The 20,376-nt window shown below is 64.0% G+C and carries 19 protein-coding genes; 11 read left to right on the top strand and 8 right to left on the bottom strand.

From position 1 onward, the window contains the following. Window positions 1–11: 11 nt before the first annotated feature. Both fliE and MST27_RS17855 read right to left on the bottom strand, forming a co-directional pair. Window positions 12–332 (bottom strand): flagellar hook-basal body complex protein FliE, encoded by a 321-nt coding sequence (gene fliE / locus MST27_RS17860; protein ID WP_243607288.1) that lies wholly within the window; start codon window positions 330–332, stop codon window positions 12–14. An 18-nt stretch (window positions 333–350) separates the two neighbouring features. Beyond that, complete coding sequence (locus MST27_RS17855) at window positions 351–1,733, bottom strand: sigma-54 dependent transcriptional regulator (RefSeq protein WP_243607388.1); 1,383 nt, start codon at window positions 1,731–1,733, stop codon at window positions 351–353. A 3-nt stretch (window positions 1,734–1,736) separates the two neighbouring features. On the opposite strand from MST27_RS17855, the gene MST27_RS17850 reads away from it, so the two are divergent. From MST27_RS17850 to flhA, 8 genes are all read left to right on the top strand, one after another. Then, window positions 1,737–2,048 (top strand): hypothetical protein, encoded by a 312-nt coding sequence (locus MST27_RS17850; protein WP_243607287.1) that lies wholly within the window; start codon window positions 1,737–1,739, stop codon window positions 2,046–2,048. A gap of 132 nt (window positions 2,049–2,180) precedes the next feature. Beyond that, window positions 2,181–3,020, top strand: a complete 840-nt coding sequence (locus MST27_RS17845) for a FliM/FliN family flagellar motor switch protein (protein ID WP_243607286.1) — start codon at window positions 2,181–2,183, stop codon at window positions 3,018–3,020. Then, the gene (gene fliN, locus MST27_RS17840; RefSeq protein ID WP_243607285.1) at window positions 3,017–3,388 is read left to right on the top strand and encodes a flagellar motor switch protein FliN; all 372 of its coding nucleotides are present in this window, start codon (window positions 3,017–3,019) and stop codon (window positions 3,386–3,388) included. Before MST27_RS17845 ends, fliN begins: the two co-directional genes overlap by 4 nt. Then, window positions 3,385–4,140 (top strand): flagellar type III secretion system pore protein FliP, encoded by a 756-nt coding sequence (gene fliP / locus MST27_RS17835; RefSeq protein WP_243607284.1) that lies wholly within the window; start codon window positions 3,385–3,387, stop codon window positions 4,138–4,140. Before fliN ends, fliP begins: the two co-directional genes overlap by 4 nt. 1,117 nt (window positions 4,141–5,257) lie before the next feature. Next, complete coding sequence (locus tag MST27_RS17830; RefSeq protein ID WP_045422699.1) at window positions 5,258–5,530, top strand: flagellar biosynthetic protein FliQ; 273 nt, start codon at window positions 5,258–5,260, stop codon at window positions 5,528–5,530. Between the two features lie 20 nt (window positions 5,531–5,550). Continuing rightward, complete coding sequence (gene fliR, locus MST27_RS17825; RefSeq protein WP_243607387.1) at window positions 5,551–6,330, top strand: flagellar biosynthetic protein FliR; 780 nt, start codon at window positions 5,551–5,553, stop codon at window positions 6,328–6,330. Further along, window positions 6,323–7,462 (top strand): flagellar biosynthesis protein FlhB, encoded by a 1,140-nt coding sequence (flhB, locus tag MST27_RS17820; RefSeq protein ID WP_243607283.1) that lies wholly within the window; start codon window positions 6,323–6,325, stop codon window positions 7,460–7,462. The genes fliR and flhB overlap by 8 nt, the downstream gene beginning before the upstream one ends. Further along, window positions 7,459–9,555 carry a flagellar biosynthesis protein FlhA gene (flhA, locus tag MST27_RS17815; RefSeq protein WP_243607282.1) on the top strand — a complete coding sequence of 699 codons (2,097 nt, stop codon included), beginning with the start codon at window positions 7,459–7,461 and terminating at the stop codon, window positions 9,553–9,555. Before flhB ends, flhA begins: the two co-directional genes overlap by 4 nt. A 1,472-nt stretch (window positions 9,556–11,027) precedes the next feature. Here flhA and MST27_RS17810 read toward each other — a convergent pair. Beyond that, entirely contained in the window at window positions 11,028–11,723 is a 696-nt protein-coding gene (locus tag MST27_RS17810; RefSeq protein ID WP_243607281.1) for a dienelactone hydrolase family protein, read from the bottom strand. A gap of 272 nt (window positions 11,724–11,995) precedes the next feature. On the opposite strand from MST27_RS17810, the gene MST27_RS17805 reads away from it, so the two are divergent. Further along, on the top strand, window positions 11,996–13,306 hold the full coding sequence (locus MST27_RS17805) for an MFS transporter (RefSeq protein WP_243607280.1): 1,311 nt from the start codon (window positions 11,996–11,998) through the stop codon (window positions 13,304–13,306). On the opposite strand, the gene MST27_RS17800 is transcribed toward MST27_RS17805, so the two are convergent. Continuing rightward, window positions 13,307–13,639 (bottom strand): PilZ domain-containing protein, encoded by a 333-nt coding sequence (locus tag MST27_RS17800; RefSeq protein ID WP_243607279.1) that lies wholly within the window; start codon window positions 13,637–13,639, stop codon window positions 13,307–13,309. A 182-nt stretch (window positions 13,640–13,821) separates the two neighbouring features. Next, window positions 13,822–14,028, bottom strand: a complete 207-nt coding sequence (locus MST27_RS17795; RefSeq protein WP_243607278.1) for a hypothetical protein — start codon at window positions 14,026–14,028, stop codon at window positions 13,822–13,824. A gap of 193 nt (window positions 14,029–14,221) precedes the next feature. On the opposite strand from MST27_RS17795, the gene MST27_RS17790 reads away from it, so the two are divergent. Together MST27_RS17790 and MST27_RS17785 are read left to right on the top strand one after the other, a co-directional pair. Beyond that, entirely contained in the window at window positions 14,222–15,670 is a 1,449-nt protein-coding gene (locus MST27_RS17790) for an iron-containing redox enzyme family protein (protein WP_243607277.1), read from the top strand. Between the two features lie 23 nt (window positions 15,671–15,693). Then, window positions 15,694–16,641, top strand: a complete 948-nt coding sequence (locus MST27_RS17785; protein ID WP_243607276.1) for a methyltransferase — start codon at window positions 15,694–15,696, stop codon at window positions 16,639–16,641. A 120-nt stretch (window positions 16,642–16,761) separates the two neighbouring features. On the opposite strand, the gene MST27_RS17780 is transcribed toward MST27_RS17785, so the two are convergent. The 3 genes from MST27_RS17780 to MST27_RS17770 form a co-directional block, all read right to left on the bottom strand. Beyond that, the gene (locus MST27_RS17780; protein ID WP_243607275.1) at window positions 16,762–17,694 is read right to left on the bottom strand and encodes an AEC family transporter; all 933 of its coding nucleotides are present in this window, start codon (window positions 17,692–17,694) and stop codon (window positions 16,762–16,764) included. A gap of 854 nt (window positions 17,695–18,548) precedes the next feature. Continuing rightward, on the bottom strand, window positions 18,549–19,073 hold the full coding sequence (locus tag MST27_RS17775) for a transcriptional regulator (protein WP_243607274.1): 525 nt from the start codon (window positions 19,071–19,073) through the stop codon (window positions 18,549–18,551). A gap of 68 nt (window positions 19,074–19,141) precedes the next feature. Continuing rightward, entirely contained in the window at window positions 19,142–20,314 is a 1,173-nt protein-coding gene (locus tag MST27_RS17770) for a zinc-dependent alcohol dehydrogenase (protein ID WP_243607273.1), read from the bottom strand. Window positions 20,315–20,376 lie beyond the last annotated feature (62 nt).

Here is a 20,376-nt window from a genome sequence, read left to right as displayed (position 1 = left end):
CTCACGCCCGGTCACAGCGGCATTCTCATGACGTCATCGAACGCCGTGGTCAGTTTGTTGCGCACCTGCAGCAACGCGGAAAACGACACGCTGGCCTTCTGGCTGTCGATCATGGCGCCGACCAGGTCATCGCTCTTGCCGCTGTCGACCGCCGCCATTGCGGCGCCGGCCTGATGCTGCTGGGCATCCACCGAGCGCATCGCGGCCATGAACAGGCCGCCGGCATCATCGGTCGCCTGGCTCGCCGGCTTGATCGCCGGGCCCGTGGCGGACTCCGCGAGCTGCTGCATGCGGCCCAGCAGTTCCTGCTGGACCTGCGTGATTGAACTCATCGCTGGTGCTTCCTCGTGTCAGAAATTCAGCTCGATGCCCTGCTCGCGCATGGCATTGAGGCGGTAGCGCAGGGCGCGCGAGGTCATGCCGAGGCTGGCGGCAGCCTTGGTCTTGTGTCCGTCGAACCTGCGAATGGTGTCGATCACGTGCTGGTACTCGGCCCACTTGCCGCTGGCGCGCAGCGCCGCCTTGCCACTTTCGGCGAACAGCGCCTGGGGCTTGTCGACCCGCGTTTCGCTCTGCGGCGACACGGCAAGGCCAAGATCCTGCGGCTGAATGAACAGCCCATTGCGCAGCACCAGGGCGCGCTGCACGGTGTTTTCCAGCTCACGGGCGTTGCCCGGCCAATCGTGCTGCAGCAGGGCGCGGCAGGCATCGCTGGTGAACAGCTCCTCGCCGGCTTCCTGCGGCGCGTACTTGGCGACGAAGCGACGAGCCAGCGGCAGGACATCTTCCTTGCGCTCGCGTAGCGGGCTGATGTGCAGCGGCAGCACGTCGAGGCGGAACATCAGGTCGGCGCGGAAACGCCCTTCGGCGACTTCCACCTGCAGGTCACGGTTGGTCGCGGCGATGATGCGCACGTTGAGTTCGATTTCCTTGCGACCGCCGAGGCGCTCGACGCGCTGCTCCTGCAGCACGCGCAGCAGCTTGGCCTGCAGCCCCAGCGGCAGTTCGCCGATCTCGTCGAGCAGCAGCGTGCCGCCGTTGGCGAGTTCGAACTTGCCCGGCTGGGCGGCCACCGCGCCGGTGAAGGCGCCCTTCTCATGGCCGAAGAGAATGGATTCGAGCATCTGCTCGGGAATCGCGGCGCAGTTGACCGCGATAAAGGGCGCATCGGCGCTGGCCGAGAAACGATGAATGTAGCGCGCCATCAGCTCCTTGCCGGTGCCGGTCTCGCCAGTGATGAGGATGGGCGCACGGGTCAACGAAACACGCTGCGCCATGGCCAGCAACCGACGGCCAGCCTGCGAACAGGAGACGAAACTTTCCTGCGCGGCATTGGCATATTCCTGGCGGCGCAAAAGGGCTTCGAGCTGGCTTTCACTGAAGGGTGAGAGCAAGTAATCGACACAACCCAGTTCAAGTAACGTGGCGGCCTTTTCCTGGTCGGCATATTCGACGACGGGAATAACACTGATATTACGAACCCGACGGACCAGGGCATCGACATCGGCATACAGTGTTTTGCCGGCCACGCCGCTGATCAAGACGAAGACCAGTGCGCCTTCCTTGAGTTTCGCATTATTCAGTTCGGCAAACGCCCGCTGCACCGATACATCGCAACCCTGTCTGCGCAATCCGTCGCGCAGAAAGTTATCGCCTTCGGCGGCCTCGCCAAGTATCAGAACTTGCTTGCGCACCGGCATGTGGGCGACGGACGCCTCGCACGAGTAGTTCATTGCATGACTGAAACTGTTCAATGTGACCACCTTGCCGTGGGCGCACTTCGCTGTTCTGGCGAAGTGCAACGCCGGGCGTCGCTGACAAAAAATTTATTTAAGCGATTCGGAACTTCGGTCGCCTTGCCTGTTCAACTGGGCAACCAACCTGAAACTTCAACGACCGGCCATTCCGAAACATCTGCGCGCACGGTATCCCGTGCCGAACGAACAGCCCAATCAGTTCCGCTAAAATTAAATCAATACCAAACAAGCGATCTCAAAAGAGATCATTTGATATCTATTGATTTAATCCTTCCTCGCGCCCATGCCTAGACTGGCGGCACGCTAGAGCCGTGCCTGCTGGATCAGGTGCCGCATGCACGGCCTGGCCACACCCTCTTCTGCTTATAGGCGCCGCACCGACCCACCGGAACGCGCACGACTTCAGGACATACAGTTCACAACATGTCTGGCAATTCAAAAGTCCATCATGGCGTGCCCGCCCAAAGCCTGACTGTATTGAAACCGCAGAAGCTGGGCCGGCATCACCACAAGATCCCGCAGTTCATCAAGGAAAGTACCAACAAGAATCCACGCTTGATGGGCGATTACTTCCTGCGCAACTACCGGATCAGCCTCGAACTCTGCAGAGTGGACGTACAAGAAGCCGGCGAACAGACGCCCGACTGCATCTATCGGTCGCCCATGGGCAAAGTGGGGTTTTCGATTGATCGCGCCCTGTTGACCGAAGCGCTGGAGTGTTATTACGGCGGCACCGTCGTGCCCAACCAGGACACGCCGCCACTTAGCACGTCGGAACATCGAATGCGCCATCGGCTGGGCCTGGACCTGAGTTATATCTTTGCGCGCTCGATATTGTCCGGCGAAACCTTCGGCCCACTCGAACACTATGAAAACGACTATGAAGAAATCACCTGGGAATATGTCGCCCAGTTCGAATACATCAGTCACCTGACCCAGAGCCGCTCGTCGATCTTCATTTATCTCGACGCCGAACTGGTCGATGAACTAACCCTGCGTCTGGCCGGCCCGTTGCCGGCCCGGCTGCCCGGCAACCCGCTCGATCACATCCAGCATCTGCCGGTACGCCTCGATTGCGTCGTTGCCTCGGTACAGATGCCGCTGTCGCAAGTCCTCGCGCTGCAGCTCAACGACATCCTCATGGTGCGCCCGCTGGACCGCTACGAGGTGCGCATCAACCAGCAGAAGCTTTTCCGGGGGACCGTCTTCGAGGAAGACGGCGCCCTGTTCCTTACTTCTCTTGAAAGCGTGAAAGCCCAATGACCGGTCAACTCTCCGACAACGAATTCGAGAACCTCATCAGCGAGGGCGACCTGAGCCTCGACGGCGCCGATGAGCCCGCCGCCGCCCCGGCTCCGCAGCCCCAGGCCCAGCGCCCGGATCTGAGCTTCTTCGGCAAGATTCCGGTCAACGTCACCCTGGAAGTGGCCTCAGCCGAGATCTCGCTGAAAGAACTGATGGAGTGCGACACCAGCAGCGTCATCGTCCTCGACAAGGTCGCCGGCGAGCCGCTGGACGTGAAGGTCAACGGCACCCTGTTCGCTAAGGCCGAAGTGGTGGTGATGAATGGCAGCTATGGCCTGCGCATCGTCGAACTGTCCGGCGCCGGCCTGGATGCGCTGACGCCATGAAACTGCGCCGCGGCCTGTCGCTGCTGTGCCTGGTGCTGATCAGCCTGTTTCCGCTGATGGCCCAGGCCGCTAACGGCGAAATCACGCTGTTCAACCTGAACGATACGGAGAACGGCCAGGAATTCAGCATCAAGCTGCAGATCCTGATCATCATGACGCTGCTGGGCTTCCTGCCGGCGATGCTGATGATGATGACCTGCTTCACCCGCTTCATCATCGTGCTGGCCATCCTCCGTCAGGCCATCGGCCTGCAGCAGAGCCCGCCGAACCAGGTGCTGATCGGCATCGCGCTGATCGTCACCCTGCTGGTGATGCGCCCGGTCTGGCAGGACATCCACAGCGCGGCCTTCGAGCCCTTCCAGAACGACGAAATCAGCCTGGAGCAGGCGCTGGACGTTTCGAAGACCAGCCTGTCGGCTTTCATGCTGGCGCAGACCAACAAGACCTCGTTGGAAACCATGGTTGCGCTGGCGGGTGAGGAAGTCCCGGAGAACCTGGAAGACCTGGACTTCTCCCTGTTGCTGCCGGCATTCGTGCTGAGTGAGTTGAAGACGGCGTTTCAGCTGGGCTTCATGATTTTCGTGCCCTTCCTGGTGATCGATCTGGTGGTGGCCAGCGTGCTGATGGCGATGGGCATGATGATGCTGTCGCCGATGATGATCTCGCTGCCGTTCAAGTTGATGATTTTTGTGTTGGTGGATGGGTGGGCGTTGTTGATGGGGACGCTGACCACCAGTGTTCAGCCGTTTTAGGGGGCGCTGTGATGAGTCATCGCTCCTCCTATGCCTCAGCGGCCGAACGATCTATCGCTTCTCGTAACAGCGTGATGGTGCGCCCAGTCTTTTCTTGCGATCAGGCGCTGGCGCAGACCTTCATGCACGACGCCGCGCTTTCCTCGGCTGGGACTACAGGTTGCGCCTTGCACGGCGCGTCACTTTTTCTTGTGTGGCCAAGAAAAAGTAACCAAAAAGAAGGCCACCCCTGCATGCGGGTTTTGCTGCGCAAAACTTCCCTCGCTCCGGCGCTGCTTCGGGGGTCGTCGCGAAGGGACATCCAGGTCCCATCGCTCCTCGCTCGGCATCCATGCCTCGCGCCCCCCTACGCACCGCCTACGCTCGGCCTCCTGAAGGGGACTCGGGACCGAGTCGTCTGGGAGTTTTTGAACAGCGAAAGCAACAAAGCGCTTCAACCTTTGGCAGGTTTCGCCGGGTGGAAAACTGCGAAGCATTTTCCACCGCAATCGACGCCGCGATCGGTATCGAACCTAGCCTTCGAAAACCGGTGGGTAAGCTTCGCGTTACCCACCCTACGATCCGTTGAACCCCGCACGACCAATTCGTTGTACGGCCTCTCAGACGCCACAGAACCGCCCCTTTCAGGAGGCCGAATGGAATCGCTGCGCAGAGGGGCGAGCGGCATGGATGCCGCGAGAGCCGTGAAGGGCCATGGATGGCCCTTGCGCGGCGACCCTCGAAGCAGCGATGGAATGAGGGAAGTCGAGCGCAGCGAGACCCGGATGCAGGGGCAAGACCTTTTGGTTCCTTTGGGCGGGGCCGGCCATCCGGCGACTGCCAAAAGGGACTCGCCCAGCAGGGCGAAACCACTGCCTCAGCCAACCCGGCCAATAGGGGTCGCCCAACGAACCCAAAGCCAAAAAGCTTCACTAGGGAAGACTCGGTGCCGCTTCCCGCTCCTACAAAAAGCGTCGGAACCACTGCAGACGGCGCACCCCGTAGCACCGGCCAGGGAAAGCGCGGCGCGATCTAGCAGCATACGGGCTGCCAACACCGGATCGCGAGCAAGCTCGCTCCTACACGGACTCGCTGCTGCTCTGAACTGCAAAACCGCCTTCACCTCGCAGGTGCCTAAATGCTGACCCCCGACACCGCCGTCAACATCATCTCCAACGCCATCCACGTCATCGTCCTGGTCGTCTGCGTGCTGGTGGTGCCGAGCCTGCTCGGCGGCCTGCTGGTGAGCATTTTCCAGGCGGCCACTCAGATCAACGAACAGATGCTCAGCTTCCTGCCGCGCCTGCTGATCACCCTGGGCATGCTGGTATTCGCCGGGCACTGGATCCTGCGCACCTTCAGCGACCTGTTCATCGAAACCTTCACCCAAGCCGGACGGCTGGTCGGTTAGCCGTGGGCAACGAACCCATCATGCAGGTCGGTCAGTACCTGCAGTCGCTGCTCGGTTACTGGTGGCCGTTCTGCCGCATCATGGCCGTGTTCAGCCTGGCGCCGATGTTCAGCCACAAGTCGCTCAGCGTGCGCGTGCGGGTGCTGCTGGCGATTGCCCTGACCGTGGTGCTCACCGCCGCACTGCCGGCAACGGCGCCCATCGACCCGCTGTCCCTGAAGGGCCTTCTCACGGCGCTGGAACAGATCGCCATGGGCCTGCTGCTGGGCGTGGCGCTGATGCTGGTGTTCACGGTGTTCACGCTGATCGGCGATATCGTCTCGACCCAGCTGGGCCTGTCCATGGCGGTGTTCAACGACCCCATGAACGGCGTGTCCTCGGCCTCGATCATCTACCAGCTGTATTTCATCCTGCTGGCGCTGCTGTTCTTCGCCACCGATGGACACCTGGTGATCGTCACCATCATCTACCAGAGCTTCGTGCTCTGGCCGGTCGGCAGCGGCATTCACTTCGATGGCCTGCAGACCATCGCCATGTCGCTGAGCTGGGTGATTTCCGCCGCGCTGCTGATCGCCCTGCCGATCGTGTTCTGCATGACGCTGGTGCAGTTCTGTTTTGGCCTGCTCAACCGTATTTCGCCGGCGATGAACCTGTTTTCCCTGGGTTTTCCCATGGCGATCATCGCCGGGCTGGTGCTGATCTACCTGACCCTGCCGAACCTCTCGGAAGCCTACCTGCACCTGACCCGGGAGCTGCTGGGCAACATCGGCGAGATCCTGCGGAGCGGTCGCGATGGCTGAGCAGAACAGCACCCAGGACAAGACCGAAGAGGCCTCCGAGCAAAAACTCAAGAAGAGTCGCGACGAAGGCCAAGTCACCCGCTCCAAGGATGTCGCCACCACGGTCTCGCTGCTGGTGACCCTGCTGGTGCTGAAGTTCAGCATCGGCTTTTTCTTCGATGGCATGCAGCAGGCGTTCAGCTACTCGTACATCGACTTCTACAAGAGCGAAATGACAGTCGACGACCTGCAGCTGATCCTCACCCACAACCTGCTGGTGTTCATCAGCGTGCTGCTGCCGTTGCTAATCACGCCGATCCTGGTCATTGCCTTCGCCCTGGTGCCGGGTGGCTGGGTCTTCGCCTCGAAGAACTTCACGCCGACCTTCAGCAAGCTCAACCCCATCACCGGCCTCGGGCGGATGGTGGGCGCGCAGAACTGGACCGAGCTCCTCAAATCGCTGCTGAAGATCGCCACGCTGCTCGCCGTGGCCGTCGGCCAGCTCTATTACGCCGCGCCCCAGCTCATCGCCCTGCAGCGCAGCGACATCAGCAACGCAATCGGCAGCGCCTTCTCGCTGACGTTCGACCTGGCGATCACGTTGCTGCTGGTGTTCGTGCTGTTCTCCTTTATCGACATCCCGCTGCAGCGCTTCTTCTTCCTGAAAAAAATGCGCATGACCAAGCAGGAGCGCAAGGAAGAACACAAGAACCAGGAAGGCCGGCCCGAGGTGAAGGCGCGGATCAAGCAGCTGCAGCGCCAACTGGCCCAGCGCCAGATCAGCCGGGTGATCAAGGATGCAGACGTGGTGATCGTCAACCCGACCCACTACGCCGTGGCGCTCAAGTACGACCCGAAGAAGGCCGAAACACCCTTCGTCATCGCGCGCGGTGTCGATGAAACCGCGCTGTACATCCGCAAGCTGGCGCAGGCCAACGGGCTGGAAGTGGTCGAGCTGCCGCCGCTGGCGCGGGCGATCTACTTCAGTACCCAGGTCAACCAACAGATTCCGGCGCCGCTCTACACCGCGGTGGCCCATGTGCTGACCTACATCCTCCAGCTCAAGGCCTGGAAGCAAGGCCGGCGCGCGAAGCCCAGGCTGGCCAGCGACATCCATATTCCCGAAGAACTGTTCAACCGAGCCCGATCATGAGCCTGATTCAGAAACTGACGCCGACCTTCAGCAGCGGACGGATTGGGATTCCGCTGATCATCCTGTCGATCCTCGCGATGATCATCCTGCCGCTGCCGCCGCAGCTGCTGGACGTGCTGTTCACCTTCAACATCGCTATGTCGATTCTGGTGTTGCTGGTCAGCGTGTCGTCGAAAAGTCCGCTGGATTTCTCGCTGTTCCCGACGGTGATCCTGATCACCACGCTGATGCGCCTGACCCTCAACGTCGCCTCGACGCGCGTGGTGCTGCTCGAAGGTCATACCGGTACTGGCGCGGCGGGCAAGGTGATCGAGGCCTTCGGCGAAGTGGTCATCGGCGGCAACTTCATCGTCGGCTTGGTGGTGTTCGTGATCCTGATGATCATCAACTTCATCGTCATCACCAAGGGCGGTGAGCGGATTTCGGAAGTGACCGCGCGCTTCACCCTGGACGCCCTGCCGGGCAAGCAGATGGCCATCGATGCCGACCTCAACGCCGGCCTCGTCACGCAGGAAGAGGCCAAGGCGCGGCGCCAGGAAGTGGCCAAGGAAGCCGACTTCTACGGGGCCATGGACGGTGCCTCGAAGTTCGTCCGCGGCGACGCCATCGCCGGCATCCTGATCCTCCTGATCAACCTGTTCGGCGGTTTCGCCATCGGCGTGTTCGCCCACGACCTGGCGGCTGGCGAAGCCTTCAAGCAGTACGCCCTGCTGACCATCGGCGACGGCCTCGTCGCGCAGATTCCGGCGCTACTCTTGTCCACCGCGGCGGCGATCATCGTCACGCGGATCAACGAATCCAGCGACATCACCAGCCAGGTGCAGCGCCAGCTGCTGGCCAACCCGGCCTCGCTGTACACCGTGGCCGGTATCCTCTTCGTGCTCGGCCTGGTGCCGGGCATGCCGCACCTGGCCTTTATCGGCTTTGCCGCGCTGATCGGTTTCATCGGCTGGCGGGTGTCGCTGCACGAGCCGCCGGCTGCCGGAGCGGATCTCAAGGAGATCCAGCAGCTCGGCCAGGCGATGGACAAGGAAAAGGCCCAGACGCTGGCCTGGGAAGACATCCCGCTGGTCGAGCGACTGTCGATTTCGCTGGGCTACAAGCTGGTCGGGCTGGTCAACGAAGCCTCGGGCGCGCCGCTGCCGGCACGGGTGCGCGGCGTGCGCCAGACGCTCTCCGAGCACCTGGGCTTCCTGTTGCCGGAAGTGCAGATTCGCGACAGCTTGCGGCTCAAGGCTTCGCAATATGACATCTACATCAATGGCGAGAAGATCGACGGCGCCGAGCTGCATGCCGACCGCCTGATGGCGATCCCCTCGCCGGAGCTGTACGGCGAGATCGATGGCATCCTCGGCACCGATCCGGCGTACCGCATGCAGGTGGTGTGGATTCAGCCGACGGACAAGTCGCGGGCGCTGAACCTCGGCTATCAGGTGATCGACTGCGCCAGCGTGGTCGCCACCCACCTGAACAAAGTGGTGCGCGAGCACCTGCCGGACCTGTTCAAGCACGATGACGTCGAGCACCTGATGCAACGCCTGACCCTGCAGGCGCCAAAGCTGGCCGAAAGCCTGAAGGGCGCGCTGAGCTACACCCAGCAGATGCGCGTGTACCGTCAGCTGCTGCAGGAGGAGGTGCCGCTGCGCGACATCGAAACCATCGCCAGCACCCTGCTCGAATGCAGCGAAACCACCAAGGACCCGGTGCTGCTGGCGGCCGATGTGCGCTATGCGCTGCGTCGCAGCATCGTTTCGATGATCGCGGGAGATCGCCGCGAGCTGGCGGTGTTCGTGTTGGAAAACGCGCTGGAAAACACCCTGCTGAACGCCTTGGCGATCGCTCAGCAGGCCGGCCAGGTGAGTCTGGACAACATTCCGGTGGAACCGAGCCTGCTCAACCAGCTCCAGAACAGCATGCCGGTGGTGAAGGAAAAGCTGCGCAAGGACGGCCACCCGCCAATCCTCACCGTGATGCCGCAACTGCGTCCGCTGCTGGCGCGCTATGCGCGGGTATTCAGCCCGGGCCTGCATGTGCTGTCGCAGAACGAGATACCGGATCGGGTGGGGGTGAACATCCTTGGGACGCTGGGTTAACTCCAGGGCCGCGGGCCATTAACTCCAATGCCGCGGGCGAATGAAATTCGCCCCTACATACCGGCCCACACCGCGTTCGGAAACCCCACCGCGCCCGTAGGGGCGAATTTATTCGCCCTTGGAAGCCCCGCCCGATCCACCGCGGGCGAATGAAAGTCGCCCCTACATACCGGCCCACACCGCGTTCGGAACCCCCACCGCGCCCGTAGGGGCGAATTTATTCGCCCTTGGAAGCCCCGCCCGATCCACCGCGGGCGAATGAAATTCGCCCCTACAACCGCCCCACACCGCATTCGGAAACCCACCACGCCCGTAGGGGCGAATTTATTCGCCCGGTGAAGCCTCGCCGCCCCTCCGCGGGCGACTGGAATTCGCCCCTACAACTGCCCCACCCCACGTTCGGGAACCCACCGCGCCCGGAGGGGCGAATTTATTCGCCCTGTGAAGCCGCGCCGCCCCTCCGCGGGCGAATGGACTTCGCCCCTACAACTGCCCCACACCACGTGCGGGAACCCCCCGCGCCCGTAGGGGCGAATTTATTCGCCCTGTGAAGCCTCGCCGCCCCTCCGCGGGCGAATGGAATTCGCCCCTACAACTGCCCCACACCACGTTCGGGAACCCACCGCGCCCGTAGGGGCGACTTTATTCGCCCGTGTGAAGCCAGACCCGACCCTCCGCGGGCACACGAAATTCGCCCCTACATACCGGCCCACCCCGCGTTCGGAAACCCCACCGCGCCCGTAGGGGCGACTTTATTCGCCCGTGTGAAGCCCCGCCCGATCCACCGCGGGCGAATGGAATTCGCCCTACATAACGCCCCACACCACGCCCGGAAACCCACCGCGACCCGTAGGGGCGAATTTATTCGCCCGTGTGAAGCCACGCCCGATCCACCGCGGGCGACTGGAATTCGCCCTACATAACGCCCCACCCCACGCCCGGAAACCCACCGCGACCCGGAGGGGCGAATTTATTCGCCCTTGTGAAGCCAGACCCGACCCTCCGCGGGCAAACGAAATTCGCCCCTACATACCGGCCTACACCACGCTCGGAAACCCACCGCGCCCCGTAGGGGCGAATTTATTCGCCCTTGTGACGCCAGACCCGACCCTCCGCGGGCAAACGACATTCGCCCCTACATACCGGCCTACACCCCGCTCGGAAACCCACCGCGCCCCGTAGGGGCGAATTTATTCGCCCTTGTGAGCCACGCCGAGCCACCGCGGGCGAATGAAATTCGCCCCTACATACCGGCCACACCACGCTCGGGAACCCACCGCGCCCGTAGGGGCGAATTTATTCGCCCTCGTGAGCCACGCCGATCCACCGCGGGCGAATGGAATTCGCCCCTACATAACGCCCCACACCACGCTCGAAAACCCCGCCGCGCCCGTAGGGGCGAATTTATTCGCCCATGCCACCGCACCGGGCTAAGCGCGAGCGATTCGTTCGCCCTGTGAAGCCACGACGAACTACAGGTTGTTCGCCAGGAACACCAGGGTCCGCCCATGGGCGAGCGCCGCGGCGTTCTGGTTGTAAGCCGGCCGCGCCCAGCAGTTGAAGCCGTGGTCGACGCCGGGATAGGTCTCGATCTGCGCCCCGCCGACCTGCGCCATCTTTTCCTGTACCGCCGCGACCGCATCGCTGTCGATGTGGTCGTCTTCCTCGGCGAAGTGGTACAGCGTCGGGCACTTGATGTTCCCGGCCTGATCCAGACGCTTCTCGATGCTGCCGGGGTAGTAGCAGACGGCCGCATCGACGCCCGAGTTGGCGGCCAGGAGGTAGGACAGCACACCGCCCATGCAGTAGCCCACCGAGGCCACGCGCCCATTGCAGTCGTCACGTCCGCGCAGCAGCTCCGCGCTACGGCGCAGGTCATCGATGGCGAGGTCGAAGTCCAGCGCCTTCATCAGAGCGAATGCCCGTTCCCAGTCGTCGCCGCCATAACCGAGCTGGACGCCGGGTTCGCTGCGCCAGAACAGGTCGGGCGCGAGGACCACGTAGCCGTCGGACGCGTACTGGTCGGCGACCGACTGGATGTGCTCGTTCACGCCGAAGATCTCCTGAATCAGTACGATGCCCGGGCCGTGGCCGGCCGGAGGGAGTGCCAGGTAGCCCTTGAAGGTCTTGCCGTCTTTCGCGGGGATGTCGATCCACTGTGAAGTCATGCCTGTCTCCGATGGGTTGCGGGATATGCCGATCGCGGCGCGGCGCGCTGCGAGCACGGCTGGAACAGGTGCGACAGGCCAGCGCCGTCGCAGTTCGGGCGAAAAGTTAAGCACAGACGAGGCAGGTGATCCGCAGCGGCAAGGTCATTGAGCCGGCGGCGGTCGGCTGGGCGAATGAATTCGAGCAACCAGGGCACGCATCGGGACCGGGACTTGTCCGCTACCATGTCCGCCCCGAACACCATCGCCCATTGAACGCCCCGGAGATGACGATGCCCCAGGCGCCCGACGCCCTGACCCCGAGCAGCGAAGCAGACAGCCAGCGCCTGTACCGCAAGATCGCCTGGCGACTGATTCCCTTCCTCTGTTTCTGCTACCTGGCCGCGTATCTCGACCGCATCAACGTCGGCTTCGCCAAGTTGCAGATGGCTGATCAGCTGGCACTGGGCGAGGCGGCGTTCGGCCTTGGCGCGGGGCTGTTCTTCGTCGGCTACATCCTCTTCGAGGTGCCGAGCAACCTGATCCTCAAGCGCGTCGGGGCGCGGGTCTGGATCGCGCGGATCATGATCACCTGGGGCGTACTCTCGGCCTGCACCATGCTGGTGACCACGCCTGGGCAGTTCTATCTGGTGCGCTTTCTGCTGGGGGTCGCCGAAGCGGGCTTCCTGCCGGGCGTGCTCTATTACCTGACGCTCTGGTTCCCGACCTACCGGCGCGGCCGGATGATCGCGCTGTTCATGATCGGCCTGCCGCTGTCGAGCGTGGTCGGCGCGCCGCTATCGGGCTGGATCCTCGATTACTTCGACCAGGTCCAGGGCCTGCGCGGCTGGCAGTGGCTGTTCCTGCTCGAAGGCATCCCCAGCGTGTTGCTTGGGCTGCTGGCGCTGCGCATGCTGCCCGAGGGGCCCAAGCAGGCCGATTGGCTGGACATCACCGAACAGGGCCAGGTGCTGCGAGACCTGACGCTCGACGAGGCGCAAAGCCCGGCCAGCGGCGAAAGCTTTCGCCAGGGCTTCTTCAATCTCAAAGTGTGGATGCTCGGCGGAATCGATTTCGCGATCCTGCTCAGCGCCTACGCGATGGGCTTCTGGATGCCGACCTTCATCCGCAACGCGGGCGTCACCGATGCCTCGCAGATCGGTCTGCTGACGGCCCTGCCGAGCCTCGCCGCGGTGTTTGGCATGCTAGGTCTCGGCGCCAGTTCCGACCGCTTCCGCGAGCGCCGCTGGCACATCATCCTGCCGTTCTGGATCGGCGCCGCAGCCATGGCCGCCAGCACCGGTTTCACCGACAACCTGATCGCCACGGTGCTGCTGTTTTCCATCGCCCAGGCCGCGATCATCGGTGCGGTGCCGGTGTTCTTCAGCCTGCCGGCGACCTTTCTCACCGGCACCGCGGCGGCGACCGGCTTCGCCCTGGCCTGTTCGCTCGCCAACATCGCCGGGCTGGTCAGCAACACGCTAATCGGGGTGACACTGCAGCTGACCGGCAAGAGCGGCGGCGCGCTCTGGTTCTTTGCCGCCTGCCTGGTCCTGGGGTCGCTGCTGGTGATCGCGCTGCCGGCCAGGGTGGTCAATCGCTGATCAGCGGCGCTTGGGCAGCAGACGCCCGACCAGGTCGATGAACGCGGCGCTGGGCCGATCCAGCGAGAAGCCCATCTCGAAGGCGTCGCGCCGTGTGTCCTTGCGCACCCACTGACAGATCACCACCACCTCGACCTCGCGCAGCCGCTCGCCCTGATCGGGCACGTGCAGCACCATCTCGTAGCAGCCGCTCATCCCCAGCGGCTGCTTGGCCACCAGCCGCAGCCCGCCCATCGACAGATCGGCCACGTAGCCCATGGGCTCGCCGCTGAGGCGGTTGGTCACCAGGATTCGGCTGATGTGTCGGAAACTGAGGCGGGTGTGTTGGCGCATGGGAGGCTCGGTTGCTCGGTCGACCGATCACCGGGCAGCGAAACGCACCGGCGACACTGTGCTTACAGGCAGCAGGCGACCCTGAACGCCCCGAACTTAAGCGTCGCGATAAAAAATGTCTCGAAACGAAGCCCGCGGCGAGGTGGTCGGGCCACGCGAGGCCGACCACCAAGCGGGCCTGATCAGCGCTCGGGCTTGCGTGCCGGCTCGTCGCTGACGTCTTCGGCGACGTCCGGTGGCACGTTGTAGGCACCGCCCGGCACATCGCGGCGATCGCCGCCGGCAGCCTCGCCATTGCTGGTGCGCCCTTCGCCGGTGCCGCGCGCCTGGTCGCCCTGACGGTCTTCGATATTTTCAAGATTTTCCCGGCCGCGTTCGGATGGGTTCATGAGAGTCCTCCTGGTCTGGATGCGGGTTGGGCTAGGCTCGCCCCTTCAGTTTAGGAAGACCGCCAGCGGTAGAAGTTGCATCGCGATCAGGCGACGTGATGGCTGGCCATTCGGCGGATGTGCTGAACTAAACCAGCGCGGCCAGGGCCCAAAAATGTATCTGGGGCCTTCCCCACTGCCGCCATGTGAACTTATGCAATTGACTCGAAGCCTGCCCGTCGACACGCTGCTCGTTGCACCCGAAACGACGGCTCCGTCCAGGGCTCTCTATTTCGAACTGCTCGACACACCTGCCAGTGAAAAGACACGGGCCAGCGCTGCCGAGTACCTCGAACGACAGCTGCAAGAAGCCGCCGAGCTGCCTTGCGACCTGCCCGAGGACCCTGCCGGCCTGGGCGCCTGGATCGAGCAGCACACCGCGAAGGTCGGCGCCGAGTATCAGGCCTACCTCGACCAGCGCCGCGCCGGCGGCCCGCGCCGTTACTTTTCCAGCAAGGCCCACGCGCTGCATTTCCTGCGCGGGGTGGCACCTACCAAGCTGGTCGACGGGGCCTGGCTGTACGGTCTATTGCAACGCTGGGACGATGCGCGCTTCACCTCGCTGATCCAGACCTACCTGGAAGAACTCGGTGAAGGCCAGCCGGACAAGAACCACGTGGTGCTCTATCGCAAGCTGCTCGCCAGCCAGGGTTGCGACGACTGGCAGAGCCTCGATGACGAGCATTTCGTCCAGGGTGCGATACAGCTGGCCCTCGCCGAGCATGCCGAGCGCTTTCTGCCGGAAGTGATCGGCTTCAATCTGGGCTACGAGCAGCTGCCGCTGCACCTGCTGATCAGCGCCTACGAACTCACCGAACTGGGCATCGATCCCTACTACTTCACGCTGCACGTCACCGTCGACAACGCTGACAACGGCCATGCGAAAAAGGCCGTGCAAGGGTTGCTGGCCGCCTGGCCGCAGGTGGGCGACAGCGAAGATTTCTATCGCCGGGTGATCAACGGCTACCGCCTCAACGACCTCGGCGCCAGCACCCTGTCGGTGATCGGCGGCTTCGACCCCGAGCAGGAAGTGCTGCGCGTTCTGGAAAAGAAAGCGGGCGTCGGTCAGTTCGTGCACTCGGACTACTGCCGATTCGACGGCCGCACCGTCAACCAATGGCTGGCCGAGCCGCAGCGCATACCGGCCTTCATCGACACCCTGCAGGGTCGGGGCTGGATCAAACGACATGAGGATCCGCAGCACAGCCGTTTCTGGCAGCTGATCACCGGCGAACAGGCGCCCATGTTCGGCGTTTTCAGCGCCCACGAGCAGCAGCTGATCCACGACTGGATCGCCGGCGACTGGCTGGCTGAACAGGCGCCAACGCGAGGCAAACCACACCCGGCCCTGGCGCAGCGTCAGGCACAGTTCAACAGCCGTCGACGCCCGGCCGAGCGCCCCGCCAAGCCCGCGCTGGTCGCGGCCGAGGGCCAGCCGAGCAGTGATTTCGATGCCGAGGCGCAACTGCTCGAGCGACAACTGGCGCAGCTGCCGAGCCGCGAAGCGCGCATGCACCACCTCGTGCCGCTGCTTGCGCCCACTCGCCACCACAGCGCGGCCGGGCTGCTGGCCACCCGCATCTTCACCGGACTGTTCAACTGACAGGCGAAAGCCAGGGAACCACCATGACCACGGAAACCACCCAGGACCGCGCGCTGCTGCAGCTGGTCAATGCGCTGCGCGAGCGCGGCTATCATTTCGTCACGCCGACGCCGCTGACCCACGAGCGGGTCAACCAGCGCCCCGAGAATCAGCTCGCCAAGGACCTGCAAGGCGTCTTCGGCTGGAGCCGGCCGTTTCAGCAGGACCTTTTGCCACCCGGCATCTTCAGCCTCATGGATCAGGCCGGTGTGCTCGCGCCTCGCGAGTCGCGCTGGTGCAGCCGGGTGCGCCTGTCGAGCCTCGACGGCCAGCTGTTCGTGCATTCGGCCTACCCGACCGACGCCCCCGACTCGGTGTTCTTCGGCCCCGACACCTACCGCTTCGCCAACGCCATCCAGGCCCACCTGAACCATCACCCCGGCAACATCCGCCGCGCGGTGGACATCGGCTGCGGCTCCGGTGCCGGGGCGATCCTCACCGCCTTGGCGCGCCCTCACGCCGAGGTGCTGGCCGTGGACATCAACCCGCTGGCGCTGCGCCTCACCCGCCTCAACGCCGCCCTGGCCGGCGCGGACAACCTGAGCACGCGCCACAGCGACCTGCTCAACGATGTCGACGGCGACTTCGACCTGATCCTGGCCAATCCGCCCTATCTGGTGGACCCGGGCGAGCGTGCCTATCGCCACGGCGGCGGCGCCCTCGGGGCGGACCTGTCACTGGCGATCGTCGACAGCGCGCTGCAACGCCTCGCGCCCTGCGGCACCCTGCTGCTGTACACGGGTGTGGCAATGAAAGGCAGCCAGGACCCCTTCCGCCGCGAGGTCGAACAGCGTCTCGAAGGGCGCGGCTTCGACTGGCGCTACCGCGAGGTGGACCCGGACGTGTTCGGCGAGGAGCTGCTCGACGGCGTCTACACCGAGTGCGACCGCATCGCCGCGGTGGTGCTGGAAGTGACGCGGCCGGCGGGCTGAACGTTAACGCGTGGAAAACGCTTCGCGGTTTTCCGCCCTACGACCGGCCCAGGCGGTTGGATAACGCCGCAGGCGCGCGTGCCAGAGCTTTATAGGGGCGACATATCCGTAAGGCCGCCTCTACACCGGCAACAGCACCAGACAGATCGACAGGGTGACCAGCGAGCCGAGCGTCGAATACAGCACGACACGCGACACCCGCGAGCCCTCCCGGCCGTAGAACTCGGCAAGCATGTAGGGGCCTGTCCCGGTGGGGAGCGCACTCAGCAACAGCGCCGAATAGGCCCAGAGCGGCGGCAACTCGAATACCTGGAACGCCAGGTAGCCGGTGATCAGCGGCTGGGCGATCAGCTTCAGCCCCACCAGCGGCCAGACGCCGGTAACCCGCCCACCCGGCTGCGGTTGCGCCAGGAACAAGCCCAGCGAGACCAGCGCACAGGGCGCCGCTGCGGCGCCGAGCAGCTTGAGCAAGGTCGCCAGGGGCACCGGCAAGGTGGCGCCACTCGCCGCCCAGAGCCCACCGAGCAAGGGTGCCACCACCAGCGGATTGCGCAGCAGCGCCGCCGCCACCTTGGCCAGCGTGCGGCCGAACCCCTGCCCGGCGTGCAGCCCCGTCTCGACGCAGGCCAGCGCAATCGCGAAGAGCACGCAGACCACCACGATCGAAGCCACCATGGCTGGCTGCAGCGCCTCATCGCCGAGCACCAGCATGCACAGCGGGATGCCGATGTACCCGGTATTGGCGTAGGACGCGCCCAGCGCATCGAGGCTGGCATCGACCAACGGCTGCTTCTGCAGCAGGCGATAACCCAGGGTAAAGGCGAACACCCCCAGGCAGCCGACAGCGAATGCGGTGATGAAGCCTGGCTGCCAGAGTTCGCTCCAGGTCGAGCGGGCCACGACGCTGAATAGCAGCGCCGGCAGTCCCAGCCAGACGACGAATCGGTTGAGCTCGGACGCGCCCGTCGGCCCCATGCGGCCGGTGCGGCGACAGACGAAACCCAGCAGGATCAGGGCGAAAACGGGAAGAACGACGTTGACGACGGCGGACATGGATTCTCATCAGGTGGTGGCCGCCAGGGGTGGCGGTGCGGGGGCGGGCTGCAGACCTTAGCAAATTTTGGGCTTCGGCTTCCGAGCCTAGGGCCCGATGGCGGAGCTGGTTGGAGCATTGGTTTCGCCCTGCTGGGCGACTTACTTTTTTCAGTTGCCCGGATGGCCGGCCCCAAAAAAAGTAAGCAAAAACGCTAGCCCCGGCATCCGGCCCCGGCTTCGCCGGGGTTCGTTCGCTCCCTCGCCGCTCCAGGGGCCGGCTTACAAGGGCCATCCCTGGCCCTTTAAGCCTCTCGCCGCATCCATGCGGCTTGCTCCCTTACGCAACGATACCGCTCACCCTCCTGATGGGGCGTTCTGCGTCGTCTGAAGGGCACGCGCACAAACGCCAACAGCAAAAGAGCGAAAGAGCGAAAGAGCGAAAGAGCGAAAGAGCCTTTCAGGATGGGGCGACCGCGTAGTGCAGCTGAACAATCGGAACGATGAGCTTCGCCCATCCGACTGACTGGCAACTCAACTGTCAGCGCCACCGGCCGCCCCTTCAGAAGGCCGAATGGAATCGCTGCGTAGAGGGGCGAGCGGCATGGATGCCGCGAGAGCCGTGAAGGGCCATGGATGGCCCTTGCGCGGCGACCCTCGGAGTAGCGATGGAATGAGGGAAGTCGAGCGAAGCGAGACCCGGATGTCGGGGCAAGCGTTTTTGGTTACTTTTTTCCCGGCCGGGTAGGCGCGTCTGGAAAAAGTGACTCGCCCAGCAGGGCGAAACCAAGCTATCAAACAGCTCGGTAATCACCTAGGCCTCAAAAACCAACCAACGCCGCCCCTTCCGCCTCGGTGATCACCGAGTTGCTTTTCTAATGCAACAACATCGAAACCGAATACCCATTCGGCTCCGCCCGCCCCGCAGCGAACTCCGCCTCGACCTTCCCACGCATCGCCTGCGGCTCCTCCGGAAATCCGCTGCGGTCGCTGTAGTCCCACTCGGTGACGTAATGACTTTCAGCCGCCAGGCCCTTCGCACAGCTGACGTCCAGCGCCGTGATGCCAGCCACGGCGCCGGCGGCGATCGCCGCGTTGACCTGCTCGGTGCCCCGCTCGATGCTCAGCCCCAGACCAACCAGGTCCAGTGCATCGCCACCGATGCGGCCATAAATCCAGGGCTTGGGATCATCCGTGAGCAGCAGCCCGACGCCAGTGGCGATTTCGCGGGCGCCGCAGGCGCGGATGAGGCCCTCTTGGCCAGGCACGCCGAGAAAGCGCGCCAGCTTGCCGGGCATCAGCACCTCGGCCAGGCCCAGGCCGATGCTGAACCAGCCGAGCCCGCGGGCCAGCGTGCGAGCGGAATGATTGGGGCGGGTGACGCGGTGTGGAACGCTCATGAAATGTCTCCTCCGTCGGGCGTGGGGTGCATGAACGAGTCCCTGCTGGAGGGACCGCTCGGGGCCTGTTAGGGCTTGAGAACCACCTTGATGCAACCGTCATGCTTGTCGCGGAACGTCTTGTACATCTCCGGGCCCTGTTCGAGGCTGACGCTGTGGGTGATGACGAAGCTGGGGTCGATCTGCCCCTCCTGGATGCGCTTGAGCAGGTCATCGGTCCAGCGGTTGACGTGCGTCTGACCCATGCGGAAGGTCAGCCCCTTGTTCATCGCCGCGCCGAAGGGGATCTTGTCGATCAGCCCGCCGTAGACACCGGGAATCGAGATGATGCCGGCCGGGCGGCAGACGTAGATCATCTCGCGCAGCACGTGCGGGCGGTCGGTTTCCATCATCAGGGCCTGCTTGGCGCGGTCGTACATGGAATCGATCGAGCGCGCCGCGTGTGCCTCCATGCCGACCGAGTCGATGCACTTCTCCGGGCCCTTGCCGCGGGTCAGCTCCTTGAGCCGTTCGAGCACGCTTTCCTCATCGAAATTGATGGTGATGGCACCGCCGGCGCGGGCCATCGACAGCCGCTCGGGCACGTTGTCGATGCAGATGACCTGCTCGGCGCCCATCATCACCGCGCTGCGGATGGCGAACTGGCCGACCGGGCCGGCGCCCCACACCGCCACCGTGTCGGTGGGCTGGATGTCGCACTGCGCCGCGGCCTGCCAGCCGGTGGGCAGGATGTCGCCGAGAAACAGCACCTGTTCGTCAGTCATCCCGTCGGGAATCACCACCGGGCCGACATCGGCATAGGGCACGCGCACGAATTCGGCCTGACCACCGGCATAACCGCCGGTGAGGTGGGTGTAGCCGTAGAGCCCGGCAGTGGTGTGGCCGAAGACCTTGTCGGCGACGTCCTTGTTGCGGTTGGTGCGCTCGCACACCGAGAAATTGCCGCGCCGGCACTGGTCGCATTCGCCGCAGACGATGGTGAACGGCACTACCACGCGGTCGCCGACCTTGAGCTTCTTGTTCGCCGAACCGACCTCCATCACCTCGCCCATGAACTCGTGGCCCATGATGTCGCCATGCTGCATGCCGGGCATGAAGCCGTCGTACAGGTGCAGGTCGGAGCCGCAGATGGCGCAGGAGGACACCTTGATGATGGCGTCGCGCGGGTCTTCTATCGACGGGTCGGGAACGTGATTGTCGCAGCGGATATCGTGCTTGCCATGCCAGCGAAGGGCTCTCATGAAAAATCTCCTGGTTCGGTGTTCGAAAACGCCGCCGTGGTGGTTCTTCCCGATGTCTTCGC

This window comes from Stutzerimonas marianensis (assembly GCF_022810315.1).
GTDB classification, from domain to species: domain Bacteria; phylum Pseudomonadota; class Gammaproteobacteria; order Pseudomonadales; family Pseudomonadaceae; genus Stutzerimonas; species Stutzerimonas marianensis.
Note: the sequence above shows the minus strand (reverse complement) of the source record. Positions and strands in the feature narration are given on the sequence as shown.